Here is an 18562-nt window from a genome sequence, read left to right as displayed (position 1 = left end):
GTCTCCCTGCGACGGTGGGCTGGACCTGTGGGGAACGAGGAGTGGAACGTTCCGGTCACTCTCGGCGACGTCCGTTTGGCCCCCGTACGGACGCCTGTAAGGCACAACCGGCATTGCCATATCCCGAGCCGCTCGTGCATGCTCCCTGGAACGCCGCGTGAGAGCGGCGGGCACGCCGGGAGTGGCGCGGCGGGCTCTGGGCAGGAGAGGAGTGTCGCCGTACCCTTGGGGGTATGGGCTTGGGAAGATGATTCCCGGACACACAGCTCCGCCGCCACCCTTGTTCCGTCCCCCTCCGTTCCCCGTCCCTTCCCACGAGGACTCTCTTCGCCGAGACACCGATGGCCGGTCACGAATTCTCCGAACCCGCGGACCGCAAGCGCGTCGCCGATTCCACGGTCGACCCCCTCGCGGTAGAACAGCCACGTCATGCCTGCGACCCGGCCTTCCGGCACGGGGTCGTGGTCGGCTTCGACGGCTCCACGTCCAGTGAGCGCGCTCTCGCGTACGCGATCGGCATGGCCCGGCGCTCCGGCTCGGGCCTGATCATCGTGCACGTGGCCAACCGGCTGCCCACCACGGTGTGGGCCGGCTGCGAGCCCCCGGTCTTCGTCGACGTGCCCGACCACCGCACCGAGGTCCTCGGCCTGGAGCTGGCCTGCGCCGAGCACCTCTCCGAGGTGCCGTGGATCCTCGTCGAGCGCGGCGGGGACATCTGCCACGAGCTGGAGGAGGTCGGCCGCGAGTACTCGGCCGACGCGATCGTGGTCGGATCCACGCACGGCATCGTCGGGCGGATCTTCGGCTCGGTAGCCGGGCGCCTCGCGCGGCGCGCCAAGCGGCCCGTGATCGTCATCCCGTAGCGCCCCCTTCCACTGCTGCTCGATCCCCAACTGGCGTGCCCCGGCCATAAATTCGGCCTTCCTCAGGTGAATTGTGCGCTTGTGAAGGGTAGATAAGGGTCACCGGATCACAGCAGCTCACGCAGCACGACTGCACTCCTGAAGGGAGCCCGCCGTGGACAATGAAGTCGCCGCGGGAAACAGCACCTCCAATCTCGGCAACCTCGCACTCGGACTGACCCTGCTGGCCTTCGGGCTGGGCGGGACGGGTGTCATCGACAACGTCGCGGCAGCGGATGCCGCGGGCCTCGCCACCTGGGTCGGCGGGGTGGCGCTCTTCCTCGTCGGCCTGCTCGCCCTGCGCGCCGGCAGCACGGGCGAGGGAACGGCGTACACGGCGCTCGGCGCCTTCTGGTTCACCTGGGGGACCGCAGTGGGCAGCGAAGCCTCGGCGGACGCCGTGGGGCTCTTCATGCTCCTGTGGGCGCTCCTCGCGCTCACGCTGACGATGGCCGCGTCGGGCAGCGGTCTGTTCGGGCAGGGCGTGTACGGGCTGCTGTTCGTCGGGCTCCTGCTGCTCGGCATCGGCGCGCTCGCCGACAACGGCGGGCTCGGCAAGGCGGGCGGCTGGGTCGCGGCCCTCGCGGGTCTCCTCGCCTGGTACGGCGCTACGGCGGCGGTGGCGGGCTGGCCGACGGCGCTCCGCCGCTCGGCGGGCACGAGCGCCCCGGCGGCGGGGTGACCCGCAGGGCCGGCGAGTGAGCCGAAGGGGCGCGCGGCTGTCGTAAGGGAGAGCGCGCGGAGGTCCCGAGGGACGAGGGACCGAGCACGGTCGACCGTCGACAGTCGCACCAGCGCCCCGGAGGCGAACCGAGCCCTCAAAAAAAGCGGTCCCCCGCGCACCTGGGTGTGCGCGGGGGACCGCTTTCGTGTCCGGTCGAACCGCCGGGGGACAGGCCCGGCGGCGCGGGGGTCGGGGGGACAGGCCCCGACCGGCTGCTACTCGACCGTGACGGACTTGGCCAGGTTGCGCGGCTTGTCGATGTCGCGGCCCATGGCGAGCGCCGTGTGGTAGGCGAGGAGCTGGAGCGGGATGCCCATGAGGATCGGGTCCAGCTCGTCCTCGTTCTTCGGCACGACGATGGTGTGGTCGGCCTTCGCCTGCGGCTGGTGCGCGACCGCGAGGATGCGGCCGCTGCGGGCCTTGATCTCCTCCAGGGCGGCGCGGTTCTTCTCGAGCAGGTCGTCGTCGGGGACGATCGCGACCGTCGGCAGGGCCGGCTCGATCAGGGCGAGCGGGCCGTGCTTCAGCTCGGAGGCCGGGTAGGCCTCGGCGTGGATGTAGGAGATCTCCTTCAGCTTGAGGGAGGCCTCCAGGGCGACGGGGTAGCCCCGCACGCGGCCGATGAACATCATCGACTGGGCGCCCGCGTACTCCGCGGCGATCTTCTTGATCTCGTCCTCGGTTTCGAGGATCTCGCTGATCTGCGCGGGCAGCTTGCGCAGGCCCTCGATGATCCGCTTGCCGTCGGTGACGGACAGGTCGCGGATGCGGCCCAGGTGCAGGGCGAGCAGCGCGAAGGCGGTGACCGTGTTGGTGAAGCACTTGGTGGAGACGACGCAGACCTCCGGGCCGGCGTGGACGTACACGCCGCCGTCGGCCTCACGGGCGATGGCGGAGCCGACCACGTTGACCACGCCGAGGACGCGGGCGCCCTTGCGCTTGAGCTCCTGGACGGCGGCGAGCACGTCGTAGGTCTCACCGGACTGCGAGACGGCGATGTAGAGGGTGTCGGGGTCCACGACCGGGTTGCGGTAGCGGAACTCCGAGGCCGGCTCGGCGTCGGCGGGGATGCGGGCCAGGGACTCGATGAGCCCGGCGCCGATGAGGCCGGCGTGGTACGAGGTGCCGCAGCCGAGGATCTTGATGCGGCGGATGGTGCGGGCCTCGCGGGCGTCGAGGTTCAGGCCGCCGAGGTGCACGGTGGAGAAGCGGTCGTCGATCCGGCCGCGCAGCACGCGGTCGACCGCGTCGGGCTGCTCGGAGATCTCCTTGTGCATGAAGGTGTCGTGGCCGCCCATGTCGTAGGAGGCGGCCTCCCACTCGACGGTCTCCGGGGTGGCCGTGGTGGTGGCGCCGGAGGTGGTGTACGTGCGGAAGTCGTCGGCCTTGAGGGTGGCCATCTCGCCGTCGTCGAGGGTGACGACCTGGCGGGTGTGGGCGATCAGGGCGGCGACGTCGGAGGCGACGAGCATCTCCTTCTCGCCGATGCCGAGGATGACCGGGGAGCCGTTGCGGGCGACGACGATGCGGTCGTTGAAGTCGGCGTGCATCACGGCGATGCCGTAGGTGCCCTCGATGACCTTGAGCGCCTCGCGGACCTTCTCCTCGAGCGTCGTGGCCTGGGAGCGGGCGATGAGGTGGGTGATGACCTCGGTGTCCGTCTCGGAGGCGAAGACGACGCCGTCGGCCTCCAGCTTGGCGCGGAGCTCCTGGGCGTTGTCGACGATGCCGTTGTGGACGACGGCGACCTTGTTCTCGGGGTCCATGTGCGGGTGCGAGTTGATGTCGCTCGGCGCGCCGTGGGTGGCCCAGCGGGTGTGGGCGATGCCGGTGGTGCCGGTGAAGCGCTTGGGGACGCGGGCTTCGAGGTCGCGGACGCGGCCCTTCGCCTTGACCATCTTCAGGCCGGAGGCCTTCGGGCTGGTGACGACCATGCCCGCGGAGTCGTAACCGCGGTACTCGAGGCGGGCGAGGCCTTCGAGCAGCAGCGGGGCGACGTCGCGCTTACCGATGTAACCGACAATTCCGCACATAAAGGTGAAACCCCTCCAGGTTGGTGAGCGTGCTCGGCCGTGTGGGCCGTGACTCAGCCGTAGACGATGCGCCGCAGCTGCCGGAGCGAGAGCTCCGCCGGTGCCACGGCCCGGTGCGGCAGCTCCGCCGCGATCCGTTCGAAGATCTCGGTGTTCACGGCCCCGCCGGACTGCAGCTCGCGGTGGCGGCGGCGGACGAACTCCTCGGTCGTCTCGTCGAAGTACGCCAGGACGTCGAGTACCACCCGGGCGGCCTCACCGCGCTGGAGCGCGGTGCTGCGGACCAGATGGTCGACGAGGTCGTCGTGGGACGGGCGGCGTTCGAGCACCCGTGAATACTGAGGGGTCGAGCCCGCTCTTCGCAAGAATCCTGCCCGAAATCGGGCAGGGAGGCCATGATCACACCCAAAAACAGGTTCTTTGGTCCAGACCTCGACTCCGCGGAGTGGTGAGGGTACGCATGGTGACGGATCGGATATAGAGACTACGGACGTGTCGATCGCTCGAAGGGGAGCTTGCCTGTGAGACAGCGCCGAAGGATTCCTCGCCTGATCGGATCCCTCCTCCTGTTCGCCACCGCCGGCGTCGCCGTCGGTCAGACACCCGCCCACAGCCGTTCCGCCGCCGAACCCGAGGTCCGCCCGCTCGGCCGCATCGTGCCCGTACCCGCCTCCGTGGCCCCCGGGGGCGAGCCGTACACCCTCACCCCCGCCACCCGCATCGGCGTGGACACCGCCTCCCGCGAGTCCAAGGCCCTCGGCCGCTACCTCGCGGGACTGCTCCGCCCCGCCACCGGCTTCCCGCTCCCCGTCGTCGACCAGGCCGCGGCCCGCGGCGGCATCCGGCTCCGGCTCAGCCCCGGCGAGACCGCGCTCGGCGACGAGGGCTACCGGCTGCGCTCCGCGCCCGAGGGCCTCACCCTCACCGCCCGCGAACCCGCGGGACTCTTCCGCGGCGTCCAGACCCTGCGCCAGCAACTGCCCGCCGCCGTCGAGCGCAAGAGCGTCCAGACCGGACCCTGGAAGATCGCCGGCGGCACGATCACCGACAGCCCGCGGTACGCGTACCGGGGCGCCATGCTCGACGTCTCGCGCCACTTCTTCACCGTCGACGAGGTGAAGCGGTACATCGACCAGCTCGCGCTCTACAAGATCAACACGCTCCATCTGCACCTCTCCGACGACCAGGGCTGGCGCATCGCCATCGACTCCTGGCCCCGCCTCACCACCTACGGCGGCTCCACCGAGGTCGGCGGCGGACCCGGCGGCTTCTACACCAAGGACGAGTACCGGGAGATCGTCCGGTACGCCGCCTCCCGCTACCAGGAGGTGATCCCCGAGATCGACATGCCCGGGCACACCAACGCCGCCCTCGCCTCCTACGCCGAGCTCAACTGCGACGGCGTCGCCCCGCCCCTCTACACCGGCACCAAGGTCGGCTTCAGCTCCCTGTGCGTGCCGAAGCCCGTCACGTACGACTTCGTGGACGACGTGATCCGCGAGATCGCCGCCCTCACCCCCGGCCGCTACCTCCACATCGGCGGCGACGAGGCGCACTCCACCAGCCACGCCGACTACGTGGCCTTCATGGACAAGGTGCAGCCGGTCGTCGCCACGTACGGCAAGAAGGTCGTCGGCTGGCACCAGCTGACCGGCGCGAAGCCCGCCGACGGCGCCCTCGTCCAGTACTGGGGCCTGGACCGCACCCCCGCCGCGGAGAAGGAGCGCGTGGCGGCCGCGGCCCGGAACGGCACCGGCCTGATCCTCTCGCCCGCCGACCGCACGTACCTCGACATGAAGTACACGAAGGACACGCCGCTCGGCCTGGCCTGGGCGGGTTACGTCGAGGTCCAGCGGTCGTACGACTGGAACCCGGCCACGTACCTGCCGGGGGTGCCCGAGAGCGCCGTCCGGGGCGTCGAGGCCCCGCTGTGGACGGAGACCCTGGCCACGACCGACGACCTCGACGTGATGATGTTCCCCCGCCTGCCGGGCGTGGCCGAACTGGGCTGGTCTCCCGCGCGGACCCACGACTGGGAGACGTACAAGGTGCGCCTCGCGGAACAGGCCCCGCGCTTCGACGCGCTGGGCATCGACTACTACCGCTCACCGCAGGTGCCGTGGCCGGCGGGGTAGTACGCCCACGCACGCGGAACGCCCGGCCGGTTCGATTCCGGCCGGGCGTTCCGCGTGGATGGGGGGCGCCAGGAAGGCGCCCAATCCTCGCCGGTGGATCAGAAGGCGCCGTTGAGGCCCCACCATTCGCCGTCGTGGCGCTCGCCGGCCGCGAAGCCGCCGGTGCCGAGACCGCGGTAGCCGACCAGCCATCCCCAGTGCCCGCTGCCGCCGTCGATGACGTAGCTGCTGTTGGTGACGGTGGAGAGGTCGGGCCTGCCGTCGCCGGTGGTGTCACCGACCGCGAGGAAGGTGTCCATGGCGTTCCAGCCGCCGGACCCGATCAGCTTGCGGGCCCCGACGCCACCGGAGGTGGTCCCCGGGTAGAACCAGAGCTTGCCGGTGGACTTCTCCCGGGCGATCAGGTCGACGCGACCGTCGCCGTTCGTGTCGCCGGCGCCGACGAGGGCGTTCATGGCGTTCCAGCCGCCGGTGCCGATCAGCTTGCGGGCCCCGAGGGCGCCCGAGGAGGTGCCGGGGTAGAGCCAGAGCCTGCCCGTGGAGTTCTCGACGGCCACCAGGTCGGCGCGGCCGTCCCGGGTGAGGTCGCCGACGCCGGTGATCCGGTTCATGCCGTTCCAGCCGCCCGAGCCGATGAGCTTGCGCGTGCCGAGCGCGCCCGTCCCCGTGCCGGGGTACAGCCACAGCCTGCCGGTGGACCGCTCGCGGGCGACGAGGTCCTCGCGGGCGTCGCCCGTGAAGTCCCCGTGGCGGGTGAGGGCGTTCATGGCGTTCCAGCCGCCGGAGCCGACCATCCGGCCCGTGCCGTCGCCGGGCAGGAACCAGAGCCGCCCCACCAGGTCCCGTACGAGGGCGTCGGCCCTGCGGTCGCGGTTCATGTCACCGAAACCGGCCACCGTCGGGGACGTCTCCGCGTACCACCGGGGGTACGCGGCCTGGGAGCACTCGCGCTCCGTCCGGACGAACTTCAGCGAGGCGATCGTGGTCGTCCCGCCGGAGGTCCAGGAGCCGTTGGACGACGGCTCCTCCGACCAGTAGCCGTTGTACGCCTTGTAGTCCGAGGACTCGTACAGGCAGGCGTACACGGACGTCCGGTTGATGTACGAACCGAACCGGGTGCCCCACGAGCCCATCGTGGCCATGTTCGTCTTCGTCTTGAGCATCGAGCCCCGGGCGTTCTCCTGCGTCCACGCGCAGAAGTAGCCCGCCGGGCAGTCGCTCACGGCCGCCTGGGCCGGCGCGGCCGTGGTGACGGCGACGGTGCCCAGCGTCGCGAGGCCCAGCAGCGACGCCAGACCCCGCTTCATCATCTTGCGCAATGTGATCCCCTTTCGCCGGGTGAGACTCACGAGCGGGCGAAAGGTTGTACGGGCGGGTCAGTGACCTCCGAGGCCCGGGAGGCACGTGCCGTCCATGGTGCGGCCGGCGACCTCGGCGGTGACCTGGCCCTGCCCGTCGATACCGCCGTTGACGCAGACCTTGCCCTCGCCGCCGCCGAGTTCGACGTACTCACCGCGTTTCCGGTACTCGACCTCGTTCGGCTCCAGGCCGAGAGCGGCGGCGGCCGCCGCCCGGACCTCGGCCTCACCGGCCGGCGTGCCCGCGAGACCCCGCAGGGCCTTGCCAAGGGCCTCCGCCTTGCCCCGCGCCCCAGCGCGCTGCTCCTCGCTGATCGCCATCTGACGCCGGTAGCCGTGGTTCTCCGCGTACTTCTGGGCCGGGTCCTGGGAGATGCACGGCGTCCGCGGGTCGATCGGAGGCTCGTTGGGCCCGGGGCAGTACCGCATGCCCTCGGAGGAGGCCGTCGCACGCGGGTCGTCACGGGGTTCGGCGCAGCCGCCGAGGAGGCCGGCGAGCAGAAGCGTGCCGAGGGCGGCGGTACGGAGGAGGTGACGGCTCATGTCCCTCATCCTGAGGACCGGATCCGATCTCCAGGCCCGTTCCCCCGAGATGTGACCGAGCCGTATCCGGACGGGAGCGCGTGTCGGTCCGGGGCTAAGCTCCGTGGATGGAGCGAGCTGAGATTCTGAGGCGAGTGATCGGCATTCTGACGGAGGCTCAGGAGATCCGGCGGGCGGTGGAGGACGGGGACGCGGAGGTTCCGGAGTCGCCGTCGGAGGTCGCACCCCGGGTGATCACACAGATGCTGAACGAGATGCTGCCCCACATCAGGGTGCCGGCCGACGCCACCCCACAGGAGGTGTCCCGCCTCCTCGCCACGGCGCTCGGTCCCGCGCTGTACACGATGGTCTCCGGGTTCACCCTGGCCTTCACGAGTCTCGCCATGGCGCACGACGAGGGGCGGACCGACGTCTCCTCGGCCGAGGTGCTGCAGACCCTCGCCCTCCAGGTGGAGGCGGGCCGCTTCGACGAGGGGGCCTGAACGGCCCCCTCTCCCGACCGGCCGCGGTCGGGAGGGAAGGCAGGCGCCTCGGCTCGACGGCCGTCAGGGTCAGGCGTCGCGCCTGATGGTCCTACGGATCCAGTCCGCGTAGGCGGGCACATCGGCGTAGAGGCCCGGCCCGGCCGAACAGTCGACCCCCGGGGCGCCGGGACCCGACGTCGCTCCGACGAGCTCCCATCGCCCGTGCCTGCCCTTCTGGAGCTGCGGCCCGCCGGAGTCCCCGAAGCGCGCCATGGTCCGGGGCACACGGCTGATCGTGCACAGCCGGGTCCGGTCCGCCTAGCCGGGAGCGCACTCGCCTGCGGCACCCGTACGCGTCTCCAGCTCCCGCAACCGCTCCACGAACCTCAGCTCGGTGTCGAGGGTGGTTCCGAACCCCAGGATCCGGGTCGGGGTGCCGGGCCGTCCGGCCCGGTCCGCGATCCGGACGGGCTGCTCGTCGACCGGGCGGTCGAGGCGGAGCAGCGCGATGTCGTTCTTGTTGGGGCCGTCCCGTCACCGCTCACGAAGCCGGGGTGAACGACGGTCCGTTCGATGGCCCGGACGGTTCCCCCGGACTTCCGCTCCTCGCTGCCGATCCGGACGATGCCGTCCAGGACCAGGCCGTCCCCCCGCACACAGTGGGCCGCCGCCAGCACCCACTGCGGACCTGCTTCGATCCTCAGGCCGTACCCCCGAGATGTGACCGAGCAGTAGCCGGAGCGCGGCCGAGGTCAGGCGGTGCCGAGTCGGCCGTCCTTGACGCCGGCCACGAAGGCGGTGAAGGCGGTGGGGGTGATGTCGAGGACGGGGCCGGTGGGGCGCTTGGAGTCACGGACGGGGACGGTGCCGTGGGAGTCGGTGAGGTTGGTGGCGACCTCGACGCAGTTGCCGCCGTTGTCGCTGTAGGAAGACTTGAACCAGCGGGGGGAGTCGGTCGTCACGAGGTGCCCTTTCGCGCTTCTTGGATCACGGCCACGGATTCTGCCTGGGAGAGCGATGCGGCCTGAAGCTGATGGTAGGCCGTCAACATGGGCACCACGGACGGCATTTCTCGGTCGAAGTGCCCCTGTGTCTGCGACTCGGCGTAGCACACCACGGCCCGGTCAGCGAGCGTGAGGAGGTTGACCGGCAGGTTGAACGTGCGGCGCTCTCCTATGGCGTACGGGGCGATCTGGAGAAGGGAGGTGGGGCGGTCCGCGTACTCCACGAGCCACTCCAGCTGGGCGTCCATCACCTTCTGTCCTCCGACCGGCCGCCGGACGCAACTCTCGTCCATCACCACGAAGATCATGGGCGGTTGATCCCGTTCCAACGCAGCTTGACGGGCGGTCAGGAAGGCAACCCGCTCGTCGGCCTGGTCGGGGGTGATGGCTCCTCGCTTCACGGCGCTGTTCGCGAGTACCCGCGCGTACTCCGGAGTCTGCAGCAGGCCGGGGATGATTCCGATCTCGAACAGCCGGATCTCCACGGCCCGGCCCTCGTACCCGACGTACTCCGGGAAGCCCTCCAGCAGGACGCCGTGCCGCATGTCCCGCCACTCGCGTTCGAGCGACTCGCTGGTTCCGGCGAGCCCGAAGAGCTGGTCGGCCTTACGCGAGAACGGCAGGGTCGGCGGTTTGCGACAAGTTTCCACGGCGGAGATGTGCTGGCTGGTGCAGCCCATGGGACCGGCCAGGTCCTCCTGGGTCCAGCCCCGCTCCTCCCGCAACCTGCGCAGATGGGCCCCGTAGGCCGCCCGCGGGCTGGATTCAGGCCGTAATTCCTTGCGATTGACCACAACTCATCCTTCGGCTCGGGCTAGTTGAAGGCACGCCAAGCCTAGGCCACCGTAGGCACCCCTGGTAGTGAAATCACTACGGAGAGGAGTCACCGTGCCCGTGCACAGCCAACCCGCCACCGGCGCCTTCGTGGCCGACACCGGCAACGGAACGACCCGGCTCGGCCGGGTGTCGCGCAGTCAGGCGGGGAGTATCTACCTGCGCCCGCCCGGCGGCGGTGCCGAGTGGACCGCCTCGCCCGAGGACCTGCGCGCACCGACCGAGGACGAGTGGTCGAGCATCCGGATCCTCACCACCCCCGTACGCCCCGCGCTCGTCCTCTCCGCCGACCACGGGCTCCGCCCCCGGCCCGAGCCGGTCCCGGACTGCACGCCGTGCGCGTACCTCGTCCAGTGGTTCGACCGCTACATGGGCACCGGGCCGGAGCACGACGAATCCGCCGCCGTCGACTGCGTCGTCGAGATCCGCAACCACCCGCACGACCCGCCGAAGATGCGCATCGAGGCGCCGTGACGGCGGCACCGGTGGACGTACCCGTGACCACCGGATCGGCCCGCACCCGCAGGGGGAGGTCGTCGCGAAGGCCTACTGCCTGGACGGCGAGTGCACCTGGGAGACGCAGCCGACGCCCGCACCCCCGGGCGTGAACGTCGAGTGCCTGGCGCACGCCGTCGCCGCCGGGCACGACACCTTCGCCGTGACGGTCGAGTACGTCGCCCGGGTGACGGACGGGTCCCGGTGAGGCTCCACGCGGTGGCGGTCACGGCCGTGGGGGTCCTCGGCATCCTCGCCATGGCCCTGGCTGTCACGCGGTAGTCCGCGAACACAGACCCCGTTCCCTCCACGAGGGGGAGCGGGTGCATCCCGTCGAAGACAGAGACAGGAGATCAACAGTAATGAGCGATCTGTACGACCGTGAGGTGGCCGGTCCCTTCGCCGCACTTTGCGGGGGCGGAACGGACAACACCGGCAACATGGAGAGCTGCATCACCCTCGCGGAGCTGCACGGAGGTGGGTACGCGCTCGGTGACAACAAGCCCGAGGGGGCCGACCGTGAACTGAGGATGAGCGCGGACGAGATTACTGCGTTCGCGCGGGCTTGGATCGCCAAGGTCGACGCGGCCAACTGACCCATGGCGGGGCCCGCGCCCATGTGACGGGCCCCGTTCGGCTCCCCCCACCCGAAGGAGTCAGCAATGCCGCTGGCTGATCTTGTGGACCGCGTCCCGGAGATCCTGGCGAGGTGGCCCACCCGGCCGACGCTCTTCCGCCGCGACCCCGGCACCCTGGCCCGCCTGTGGTCCATGGGCGAACTCAACGCTCTCGTGGACGCCGAGTGCCTTCCGGCCCGGAACGTCGTCCTGGTCAAGGACGGCAAGGTCCTTGAGCGGTACGCGTACATCGATGGTGACATGCCCCGGTCCGGCGCGATCCGCGACCACCTCGACGACGGGGGCACCGTCTCGGTCCGGCAGCTCCAGACGGTCAAGCCCTCCCTGAGCGTTCTGCGACGCGAGATCCAGGACGAGACGGGTTGCCTGGTTCATGTGAACGCGTACCTGACCCCGCCGGGGGCGCAAGGGCTCAAGTACCACTACGACCCGTACGTGACGCTGATCGTCCAGCTCTCAGGACGGAAGGCGTGGCCGCTGCACCCGCCCTTCGTCGCGAACCCGACGACGGAACACGGCAACTTCCTGGAGAGGGGATTCACTCCGAAGGAGCGGCACTATCTCGCCAACACGCCTCCAGCCCAGTCCTTCACGCTGGAACCCGGTGACGTGTTCTGGCTGCCGCGCGGCTATGTCCATTCGCCGTACACGGTGGGGGACCAGCCCTCGCTGCACCTCACGTTCGCGCTCAAGGAGCGTACGTTCCACTGGCTGGCGTCCGAGATGGCGCGCGAGGTCCTCTCCCAGGCTCTGGTGGACCCCGCGCTGCGGGCCGAGATCGCGCCGGCTGCCCTGCTGGACGCGCCGGAGGAGGCGATCCGGTGGACGCGCGAGTACCTGATCGGCGCACTGCTGCTCCTGGAGTCCGCGGACGTGGCCGAACTCGCACGGAGGACCGCTGTCCGTGTCACGCGGTGAGGACCTCGGGCGGGGCTACGTTGCGCCCGTGACACAGCACTGGCACGCGTACGCGTACACCGGCCGGGCGTATCCGGATTCGGCGGTCCGGCGGAGGGAGGTGCCGGCGGACCATCCGCCGATCGAGATCAAGGACTGGCTGAGGCGGCCCGGTGATCAGGTGGTGGCCACGTTCGCCGACGTGGAGGCGGCAGTCGCCTGGGTCGAGGGGGAGCTGACGCAGAACCCGCCCGTGGACCAGGAGCACTTCCCGGTCTGGGACCGGTTGGAGCGCACTCGGGAGACCTTGCGGCTGGCGGCGGGGAACGATGTCGTCTACGGGCATTACTCCAAAGCCCAGCAGTACGTGTCGCGGGCGCTCATCGCGTGCCCGCGCGAGGCAGGGCAGCACTGCCCTTACGGAGTGACGTAACGAGATCAGATGTGAGCCCCGGCGGGGACCGTACCCGCCGGGGCTCACATCGGTATGGGGAAGGGTTACGCGAAGCGGGCGATCGGGTTCGCCAGGTCGCCGACCAGCTGGAGGGCCGCCGACGGGTCCGCCAGGTCGACCATCTGCTTGTTGTTGCGCAGCTGGAGGCGGTTCAGGGCCGACAGGGCGAACGTCTCCGCGAACATGTCGTACTGGGCGAACCTGTCCGCCAGTTCGGGCTTCGACGCCTCGTAGTCGCGGACGCACTCCGCCACCGTCCGCCAGAAGTCGTCCTCCGCGAGGACGCCCTCCGCCGCCAGGGTCGCGCCCAGGAAGCGGAAGAAGCAGTCGAAGACGTCCGTGAAGACCGAGAGGAGCTTCATGTCCTCCGGGATCTCCGCGCGGACGCGCTCCACCGCCGGCGGCAGGACCGCCGCCGGGTCCATGACGACGATCTCCTCCGCGATGTCCTTGAAGATCGCCCGCGCCACCGCGCCGCGCTCGTCGAGGACCAGGATCACGTTCTCGCCGTGCGGCATGAACGCCAGGTCGTACGCGTAGAAGCTGTGCAGGACCGGGAGGAGGTACGCGTCCAGGTACCGGCGCAGCCAGACGGACGCCTCCAGACCCGATTCCTTGATCAGGGCGCCCGCGAACGACGCTCCCGCGTGGTCCAGGTGCAGGAGCGAGGCCATCGTCGCCAGGCGCTCGCCCTCGGCGAGGGACGGCACGGGGGACTCGCGCCAGAGCGCCGCCAGCATCTTGCGGTACGGCGAGTAGCGGTCGGTGGCGGCCTCGTACTCCAGGTGCCGGTAGCCGACGGCCGCCCGCTCCCGGATGATCGAGAACCGGGCCGCCGCGAAGACGGAGTCCGACTCGATGAGCTGGTGCAGCCAGTCGTTGATCGCCGGCGTCGCCTCCATGTACGCGGCCGACAGACCCCGCATGAAGCCCATGTTGAGGACCGACAGGGCCGTCTTCACGTAGTGCTTCGACGGGTCCGACGTGTTGAAGAACGTACGGATCGACTGCTGCGCCAGGTAGGTGTCGTCGCCCTCGCCCAGGTAGACGAGACGCTGCTGCGCCACCTCGGCGGCGAAGGTCACCGACAGCTTGTTCCACCACTGCCAGGGGTGGCAGGGCATGAGGAGGTAGTCGGCCGGGTCCAGGCCGCGGGCGGCCAGCGTCGCCGCGAAGCCGTCCACCGCCGCGTCGCCCAGCTCCGCGCGGACGAACGTCTCGTACTCGATGTCCGCGCCCGCCGTGAACGTGGTGCGGTCGCGGTGCGCCGCCAGCCAGACCAGGTGGATGTCGCTCGCGGCCTCGGGGGCGTACGCGCGGAACTCGTCGACGCCGAAGCCGAGCCGCCCGTTGTTGGCGACGAAGCAGGGGTGGCCCTCGGTCATGCCCGTCTCGATGGCCTGGAAGCCGGCGTGGGTCAGCTCGGCGGAGGTCACCTGCGGCTTGGTCGACTTGTAGGCCGTGCCGGCGAGGGTGGAGGAGATCTCCTCCAGGTACACCGGCAGGACCTCGTCGCTCAGGCCGAGGGCGCCGCGCAGTTCGGTGATGAACTGCAGCGCGTCGAGCGGGAGCTGCTCGTCGCCGCGGTGCCGGCTGATCGACTCGGGGTAGACCTGCCAGTGGTCGAGGGCGAACCGGTCCGCGGTGAAGCGGTACTCGGTCACGCCGTCGTCGGCGAGGACCTTGTAGCGGCTCTCGCCCAGCTCGCGCGGGTCGAGCAGCCGCTCGTGGGCGAACTCGGCGAGGCCCTTGCGGATCAGGGCGCGGTTGGCGTCGGCCCAGCGCTCGGGCGTGAGGTGGGCGACGGGATCGGTGAGGGTCATACGGTCGCTCCCACTGCGGCCTCGAACTGCTCCCGGGTGCAGAAGCTCAGCAGGGCCTTCTTCTCCGGCTTCTGGATCTCCCGCTCGGGCACGAACCCGACGGCCTCGTTGAGGGCGTGGACGGCCTTGTTGGACACGTCGGGCTCGACGACCACGCGGGCGGTCGCCGGGTCGGCGAACAGCTCCGCCATCACGGCGGTGATCACGGTCCGGGTGAAGCCGTGCACGGGGGTGTCGGTGGGCGCGACGAGGAAGTGCATGCCGACGTCACCGGGCTGCGGCTCGTAGAGGCCGACCAGCTCCAGCTGCGAGGGGTCGTACCGCTCCATCAGGAAGGCGGGCTCGCCGTCGACGAGGCCGATGAAGGCGTCGTGGTGCGGGTGGGCGGTGATCGCCGTGTACTCGCGCTCGACGTCCTGGAGGGTGGCGCCCTGCATCATCCAGAAGGCGGCTTTGGGGTGGGTGACCCACGGATGGATCAGCCGGGCGTCCTTCGACGGGTCGAAGGGACGTATCGATACGGTCATGCCGCGAACTCCTGGAAAGCGATGGTCTTCTCGACGGGGTAGTAGTCGTATCCCAGCATCGCCCCGATGATGTACGCGTTGCGGTACGCCCCCATGCCGAGGTCGGGCGAGGTGATCGAGTGGGTGTGCACGCCGGCGTTCTGCAGGAAGACCCCGCGGCCGGTGGTGTCGATCGCGTAGTTGCGGGCCACGTCGAAGCGGCCCTGGCCGTCCCACTTGAGGCGGTCGCGGACCGGCTCAAGGAAGGCGGGGACGGCGTACTTGTATCCGGTGGCGAGGATCAGGCCCTCGGTCTCCAGGGTGAAGTCCTTCTCCTGCTCCTCCTGGTGGAAGCCGAGGGTGTACGTGCCCGTCTCGGCGTCGTACGCGGCTTCGTGCAGGGCGGAGTTGGTGAGGAGCCGGGTGGGCACGGGGCCGTTCAGGTTCTTCTGGTAGAGCAGGTCGAAGATGGCGTCGATCAGCTCGCCGTCGATGCCCTTGAAGAGGCCCTTCTGCTGGGTCTCCAGGCGGTAGCGGGTCTGCTCGGGCAGCGCGTGGAAGTAGTCCACGTACTCCGGGGAGGTCATCTCCAGGGTGAGCTTGGTGTATTCCAGCGGGAAGAAGCGCGGGGAGCGGGTCACCCAGTTCAGCTTGTAGCCGTGGACGTCGATCTCGCTCAGGAGGTCGTAGTAGATCTCGGCGGCGCTCTGGCCGCTGCCGACCAGCGTGATCGACTTCTTCTTCTGCAGCTCCTCCTTGTTGGGGAGGTAGCGCGAGTTGTGGATCAGGTCGCCGCCGAGGCCCCGGCAGGTCTCGGGGACGTACGCCGGGGTGCCGGTGCCGAGGACGAGCTTCCGCGAGCGGAACGTTTCTCCGGCCTCGGTGGTCACCACGTACACCTCGGTGGCCTCGTCGAAGGTCACGGTGGCGACGGTCGTCGAGAAGCGGACCGAGGAGAGCTTCCCGGCGGCCCAGCGGCAGTAGTCGTTGTACTCGGTCCGCAGCGGGTAGAAGTTCTCCCGGATGTAGAACGAGTAGAGCCGGCCCTTCTCCTTCAGGTAGTTCAGGAAGGAGTACGGCGAGGTCGGGTCGGCCATCGTGACCAGGTCCGACATGAACGGCGTCTGGAGGTGTGCGCCTTCGAGGAACATCCCCGAGTGCCATTCGAAGTCCGGCTTCGACTCCAGGAAGAGGCCGTTCAGCTCGTCGATCGGCTCGGTCAGGCAGGCGAGTCCGAGGTTGAACGGACCGAGCCCGATGCCGATGAAGTCGTACGTCTCGGTCGTCTCAGGCGTGGACAAGGGTCTCTCCCAGGTACTGCTCGGCGTGGCCGGCGATCAGATCGAGGACGGCGGCGATGTCCGCCACGGTGGTCTCGGGGTTGAGCAGGGTGAACTTGAGGTACTGGCGGCCGTCGACCTTGGTCCCGGCGACGACGGCCTCGCCGGAGGCGAACAGGGCCTTGCGGGCGTGCAGGTTGGCGCGGTCGATGTCCTCGGGGGAGGTGACGGCCTCCGGGATGTAGCGGTAGACGAGCGTGGAGAGCTGCGGTTCGACCACGACGTCGTAGCGCGGGTCGGCGGCGAGCAGCGCGAAGCCCTCGGCGGCCAGGTCGCAGACCTCGTCGAAGAGCTGCCCGACGCCGTCGGCGCCCATCACGCGCAGGGTCATCCACAGCTTGAGCGCGTCGAAGCGGCGGGTGGTCTGGAGGGACTTGTCGACCTGGTTCGGTATCTGCTCCGCGATGGTGCGGCGGGGGTTCAGGTAGTCCGCGTGGTAGGTCGCGTGGCGCAGGGTGGCCCCGTCGCGGACCAGGACGGCCGAGGAACTGACCGGCTGGAAGAAGGACTTGTGGAAGTCGACGGTGACCGAGTCGGCCCGCTCGATGCCCTCCAGGAGGTGGCGGCGGGTCGGAGACGCGAGCAGGCCGCAGCCGTAGGCCGCGTCCACGTGCATCCAGGCGCCGTACTCGTCGGCCAGGGCGGCGATCTCGGGCAGCGGGTCGATGGAGCCGAAGTCGGTGGTTCCGGCGGTGGCGACGATCGCCATCGGCACGAGGCCCTCGGCGCGGCAGGCGGCCAGCTCGGCGGCGAGGACGACGGACTGCATCCGCTTGTTCCGGTCGACCGGGATCGAGACGACGGCGTCGTGGCCCAGGCCGAGGAGGGTGGCCGACTTCTGGACGCTGAAGTGGCTGCACTCGGAGGAGAAGATGCGCAGCTTCGCCAGGTCGCGTGTCTTGGCCTCCTCGCGGGCGAGGAGCAGGGCCTGCAGGTTGGACTGGGTGCCGCCGCTGGTGAACACGCCGTCGGCGGCCGGGCCGAGACCGATGCGGCCGGTGGTCCAGTCGACGAGCTTGCGCTCGATGAGGGTGCCGCCCGCGCTCTGGTCCCAGGTGTCGAGCGAGGAGTTGACCGCCGAGAGGACGGCCTCGCCGAGGACGGCCGGGATGACGACCGGGCAGTTGAGGTGGCCCAGGTAGCGCGGGTGGTGGAAGTAGACGGCGTCGCGGAGGTAGACGCTCTCCAGCTCGTCGAGGGCGGCGGAGGAGTCGCCGAGCGGCCGGTCGAGGTCGACGGCGTCGATGACGGGGCCGAGGTCGGCGGGCGTCACACCGGTGAACGGGCCGCGCGTCGAGGCGAGTTTGGCCGCCACGCGCTCGACCCCTTCGGTGACGGAGCGGCGGTAGCTCTCCGCCGTGGCGTCATTGAGCAGGTGCGAGCGCATGTGGGGGGCCTCCGGGCAGCAGAGAGGGGCGAGGGCGGCGATGCGTTATTAGGTTAGCCTAACCTAATAACGCATCGCAACGCCCCCTCGCCCTCTCAGGGCACAACAGTCGTAAGGGAGTTGAACGCCGTGAGGCGCCGAAGGCCTATGCGTCTTCCTGCGTCTCGTCCGGCACCTCGCGCAGCGCGTCCTCGGAGAGGCCCTTGCGCCAGTAGCCGACGAACGTCACCCGGCGGCGGTCGAGTTCGCGCTCCCGCACGAAGTGCCGGCGCAGCGCCTTCACCGCCCCGGACTCGCCCGCGATCCACACGTACGGGGCCTCCCCGGGCAGTTCGACGCCACGCACCGCGTCCACGGCGGACGGCGCCCCCTCCTCGCGTACGAGCCAGGTGACGGTCGCGTCGGCCTGTGTCGCGAGCTCCGTCCGGTCGCCCGAGTACGGCACCTCCAGGAACACCTGGGCGCGGGTCTCGGCCGGCAGCCACTCCAGGATCGCCGAGGCGGCCGGAAGGGCCGTCTCGTCCGCCCAGATCAGCACGGAGTCGGCGTCCTCGGGCAGCTGGAAGCGGACGCCGGTGTTGTCGGCGACCGCCGGGCCGAGCACGACCACCCGGTCGCCGGACCTGGCCTGGGCGGCCCAGCGGCAGGCGGGTCCGCCGTCCTCGTGTAGGGCGAAGTCGATGTCGACGGCGTTCTCGCCGTGCTCCGGCTCCGTGCGCTGCTCGCGCACCGTGTACGAGCGCATGACGGCCCGCTCGTCGTCCGGCAGTGCCCGCCAGGCGCCCAGGATGGCGTACATGTCCGGGTCGTCGAGCGGCGGCAGGACGGGCGCGTCCTGGCCGGGGTGCGGCAGGAAGAGGGAGAGCGACTGGTCGCGGCCGCCGGCGGCGAAGTTCTTCAGGTCGTCACCGGTGAAGGTGACGCGCACCAGGGACGGGCCGAGGCGGCGGGTCCGGTCGACCTGGAGGCGGAAGAACTGGAAGGGGGCGGTCTCGGCGTGCGTCATGGGGCAGGACACCTTTGCG

19 protein-coding genes and 1 pseudogene are annotated in these 18562 nt (G+C 70.2%); 8 read left to right on the top strand and 12 right to left on the bottom strand.

Annotated features, from left to right (window positions below):
• Window positions 1-341 precede the first annotated feature (341 nt).
• On the top strand, window positions 342-863 hold the full coding sequence (locus ACIA8N_RS04780) for a universal stress protein (RefSeq protein ID WP_030552875.1): 522 nt from the start codon (window positions 342-344) through the stop codon (window positions 861-863).
• Window positions 864-1017: 154 nt separating this feature from the next.
• Window positions 1018-1584 (top strand): GPR1/FUN34/YaaH family transporter, encoded by a 567-nt coding sequence (locus tag ACIA8N_RS04775; protein WP_365777959.1) that lies wholly within the window; start codon window positions 1018-1020, stop codon window positions 1582-1584.
• A gap of 257 nt (window positions 1585-1841) precedes the next feature.
• On the opposite strand, the gene glmS is transcribed toward ACIA8N_RS04775, so the two are convergent.
• Complete coding sequence (gene glmS / locus ACIA8N_RS04770) at window positions 1842-3659, bottom strand: glutamine--fructose-6-phosphate transaminase (isomerizing) (protein WP_030213394.1); 1818 nt, start codon at window positions 3657-3659, stop codon at window positions 1842-1844.
• Between the two features lie 53 nt (window positions 3660-3712).
• Window positions 3713-3988: a hypothetical protein gene (locus ACIA8N_RS04765; RefSeq protein WP_365777961.1), complete on the bottom strand. Its 276-nt coding sequence runs from the start codon at window positions 3986-3988 to the stop codon at window positions 3713-3715.
• Window positions 3989-4180: 192 nt separating this feature from the next.
• Between ACIA8N_RS04765 and ACIA8N_RS04760 the strand changes: the two genes are divergently transcribed.
• Complete coding sequence (locus ACIA8N_RS04760; protein ID WP_365777963.1) at window positions 4181-5794, top strand: beta-N-acetylhexosaminidase; 1614 nt, start codon at window positions 4181-4183, stop codon at window positions 5792-5794.
• Window positions 5795-5892: 98 nt separating this feature from the next.
• Here the strand turns inward: ACIA8N_RS04760 and ACIA8N_RS04755 are convergent, their stop codons facing one another.
• Window positions 5893-7113, bottom strand: coding sequence for an FG-GAP-like repeat-containing protein (locus tag ACIA8N_RS04755; protein WP_365777965.1), 1221 nt, complete (start codon window positions 7111-7113; stop codon window positions 5893-5895).
• A gap of 57 nt (window positions 7114-7170) precedes the next feature.
• Window positions 7171-7695 (bottom strand): precorrin-3B C(17)-methyltransferase, encoded by a 525-nt coding sequence (locus tag ACIA8N_RS04750; RefSeq protein ID WP_365777967.1) that lies wholly within the window; start codon window positions 7693-7695, stop codon window positions 7171-7173.
• Window positions 7696-7829: 134 nt separating this feature from the next.
• Here ACIA8N_RS04750 and ACIA8N_RS04745 point away from each other — a divergent pair, with 134 nt between their 5' ends.
• Window positions 7830-8177, top strand: coding sequence for a hypothetical protein (locus ACIA8N_RS04745; protein ID WP_365777969.1), 348 nt, complete (start codon window positions 7830-7832; stop codon window positions 8175-8177).
• A 69-nt stretch (window positions 8178-8246) separates the two neighbouring features.
• On the opposite strand, the pseudogene ACIA8N_RS04740 reads toward ACIA8N_RS04745, so the two are convergent.
• The 3 genes and pseudogenes from ACIA8N_RS04740 to ACIA8N_RS04730 form a co-directional block, all read right to left on the bottom strand.
• Window positions 8247-8845 (bottom strand): annotated as a pseudogene (locus ACIA8N_RS04740) (S1 family peptidase); the annotation flags it as partial.
• Window positions 8846-8911: 66 nt separating this feature from the next.
• A complete protein-coding gene (locus ACIA8N_RS04735) occupies window positions 8912-9121 on the bottom strand; it encodes a DUF397 domain-containing protein (RefSeq protein WP_365777971.1) in 210 nt (69 codons plus the stop codon).
• Window positions 9118-9957 carry a helix-turn-helix transcriptional regulator gene (locus tag ACIA8N_RS04730; RefSeq protein ID WP_365777973.1) on the bottom strand — a complete coding sequence of 280 codons (840 nt, stop codon included), beginning with the start codon at window positions 9955-9957 and terminating at the stop codon, window positions 9118-9120. The genes ACIA8N_RS04735 and ACIA8N_RS04730 overlap by 4 nt, the downstream gene beginning before the upstream one ends.
• A 100-nt stretch (window positions 9958-10057) precedes the next feature.
• Here ACIA8N_RS04730 and ACIA8N_RS04725 point away from each other — a divergent pair, with 100 nt between their 5' ends.
• The 4 genes from ACIA8N_RS04725 to ACIA8N_RS04710 all read left to right on the top strand — a co-directional run bounded on the left by ACIA8N_RS04725 (window position 10058) and on the right by ACIA8N_RS04710 (window position 12460).
• Complete coding sequence (locus ACIA8N_RS04725; protein WP_321184444.1) at window positions 10058-10471, top strand: hypothetical protein; 414 nt, start codon at window positions 10058-10060, stop codon at window positions 10469-10471.
• 383 nt (window positions 10472-10854) lie between these two features.
• The gene (locus ACIA8N_RS04720) at window positions 10855-11088 is read left to right on the top strand and encodes a DUF397 domain-containing protein (protein ID WP_365777975.1); all 234 of its coding nucleotides are present in this window, start codon (window positions 10855-10857) and stop codon (window positions 11086-11088) included.
• A 66-nt stretch (window positions 11089-11154) separates the two neighbouring features.
• On the top strand, window positions 11155-12048 hold the full coding sequence (locus ACIA8N_RS04715) for a JmjC domain-containing protein (protein ID WP_365777977.1): 894 nt from the start codon (window positions 11155-11157) through the stop codon (window positions 12046-12048).
• A 28-nt stretch (window positions 12049-12076) separates the two neighbouring features.
• Window positions 12077-12460: a hypothetical protein gene (locus ACIA8N_RS04710; protein ID WP_365777979.1), complete on the top strand. Its 384-nt coding sequence runs from the start codon at window positions 12077-12079 to the stop codon at window positions 12458-12460.
• A gap of 65 nt (window positions 12461-12525) precedes the next feature.
• Here ACIA8N_RS04710 and ACIA8N_RS04705 read toward each other — a convergent pair whose 3' ends face one another.
• From ACIA8N_RS04705 to ACIA8N_RS04685, 5 genes are all read right to left on the bottom strand, one after another.
• Window positions 12526-14304: an IucA/IucC family siderophore biosynthesis protein gene (locus ACIA8N_RS04705; protein ID WP_365777981.1), complete on the bottom strand. Its 1779-nt coding sequence runs from the start codon at window positions 14302-14304 to the stop codon at window positions 12526-12528.
• Window positions 14301-14831 carry a GNAT family N-acetyltransferase gene (locus tag ACIA8N_RS04700; protein WP_365777983.1) on the bottom strand — a complete coding sequence of 177 codons (531 nt, stop codon included), beginning with the start codon at window positions 14829-14831 and terminating at the stop codon, window positions 14301-14303. The genes ACIA8N_RS04705 and ACIA8N_RS04700 overlap by 4 nt, the downstream gene beginning before the upstream one ends.
• On the bottom strand, window positions 14828-16111 hold the full coding sequence (locus tag ACIA8N_RS04695) for a lysine N(6)-hydroxylase/L-ornithine N(5)-oxygenase family protein (protein ID WP_365777985.1): 1284 nt from the start codon (window positions 16109-16111) through the stop codon (window positions 14828-14830). Before ACIA8N_RS04695 ends, ACIA8N_RS04700 begins: the two co-directional genes overlap by 4 nt.
• Window positions 16098-17537 carry an aspartate aminotransferase family protein gene (locus tag ACIA8N_RS04690; protein ID WP_365777987.1) on the bottom strand — a complete coding sequence of 480 codons (1440 nt, stop codon included), beginning with the start codon at window positions 17535-17537 and terminating at the stop codon, window positions 16098-16100. Before ACIA8N_RS04690 ends, ACIA8N_RS04695 begins: the two co-directional genes overlap by 14 nt.
• A gap of 145 nt (window positions 17538-17682) precedes the next feature.
• A complete protein-coding gene (locus tag ACIA8N_RS04685) occupies window positions 17683-18543 on the bottom strand; it encodes a siderophore-interacting protein (protein ID WP_365777989.1) in 861 nt (286 codons plus the stop codon).
• Window positions 18544-18562 lie beyond the last annotated feature (19 nt).

Origin of the sequence: Streptomyces sp. NPDC051822 (assembly GCF_044452745.1) — a bacterium.
In the GTDB taxonomy this organism is placed as follows: domain Bacteria; phylum Actinomycetota; class Actinomycetes; order Streptomycetales; family Streptomycetaceae; genus Streptomyces.
The sequence above is the reverse complement of the archived record's forward strand: the minus strand, read 5'-3'. Positions and strand labels throughout refer to the sequence as shown.

What these genes read in the sequence shown, in the direction of transcription:
- ACIA8N_RS04705 (WP_365777981.1), bottom strand. Translation starts at nt 14,304, where the DNA reads ATGACCCTCACCGATCCCGTCGCCCACCTCACGCCCGAGCGCTGGGCC.
- ACIA8N_RS04715 (WP_365777977.1), top strand. Translation starts at nt 11,155, where the DNA reads ATGCCGCTGGCTGATCTTGTGGACCGCGTCCCGGAGATCCTGGCGAGG.
- ACIA8N_RS04720 (WP_365777975.1), top strand. Translation starts at nt 10,855, where the DNA reads ATGAGCGATCTGTACGACCGTGAGGTGGCCGGTCCCTTCGCCGCACTT.
- ACIA8N_RS04780 (WP_030552875.1), top strand. Translation starts at nt 342, where the DNA reads ATGGCCGGTCACGAATTCTCCGAACCCGCGGACCGCAAGCGCGTCGCC.
- ACIA8N_RS04700 (WP_365777983.1), bottom strand. Translation starts at nt 14,831, where the DNA reads ATGACCGTATCGATACGTCCCTTCGACCCGTCGAAGGACGCCCGGCTG.
- ACIA8N_RS04685 (WP_365777989.1), bottom strand. Translation starts at nt 18,543, where the DNA reads ATGACGCACGCCGAGACCGCCCCCTTCCAGTTCTTCCGCCTCCAGGTC.
- ACIA8N_RS04750 (WP_365777967.1), bottom strand. Translation starts at nt 7,695, where the DNA reads ATGAGCCGTCACCTCCTCCGTACCGCCGCCCTCGGCACGCTTCTGCTC.
- glmS (WP_030213394.1), bottom strand. Translation starts at nt 3,659, where the DNA reads ATGTGCGGAATTGTCGGTTACATCGGTAAGCGCGACGTCGCCCCGCTG.
- ACIA8N_RS04690 (WP_365777987.1), bottom strand. Translation starts at nt 17,537, where the DNA reads ATGCGCTCGCACCTGCTCAATGACGCCACGGCGGAGAGCTACCGCCGC.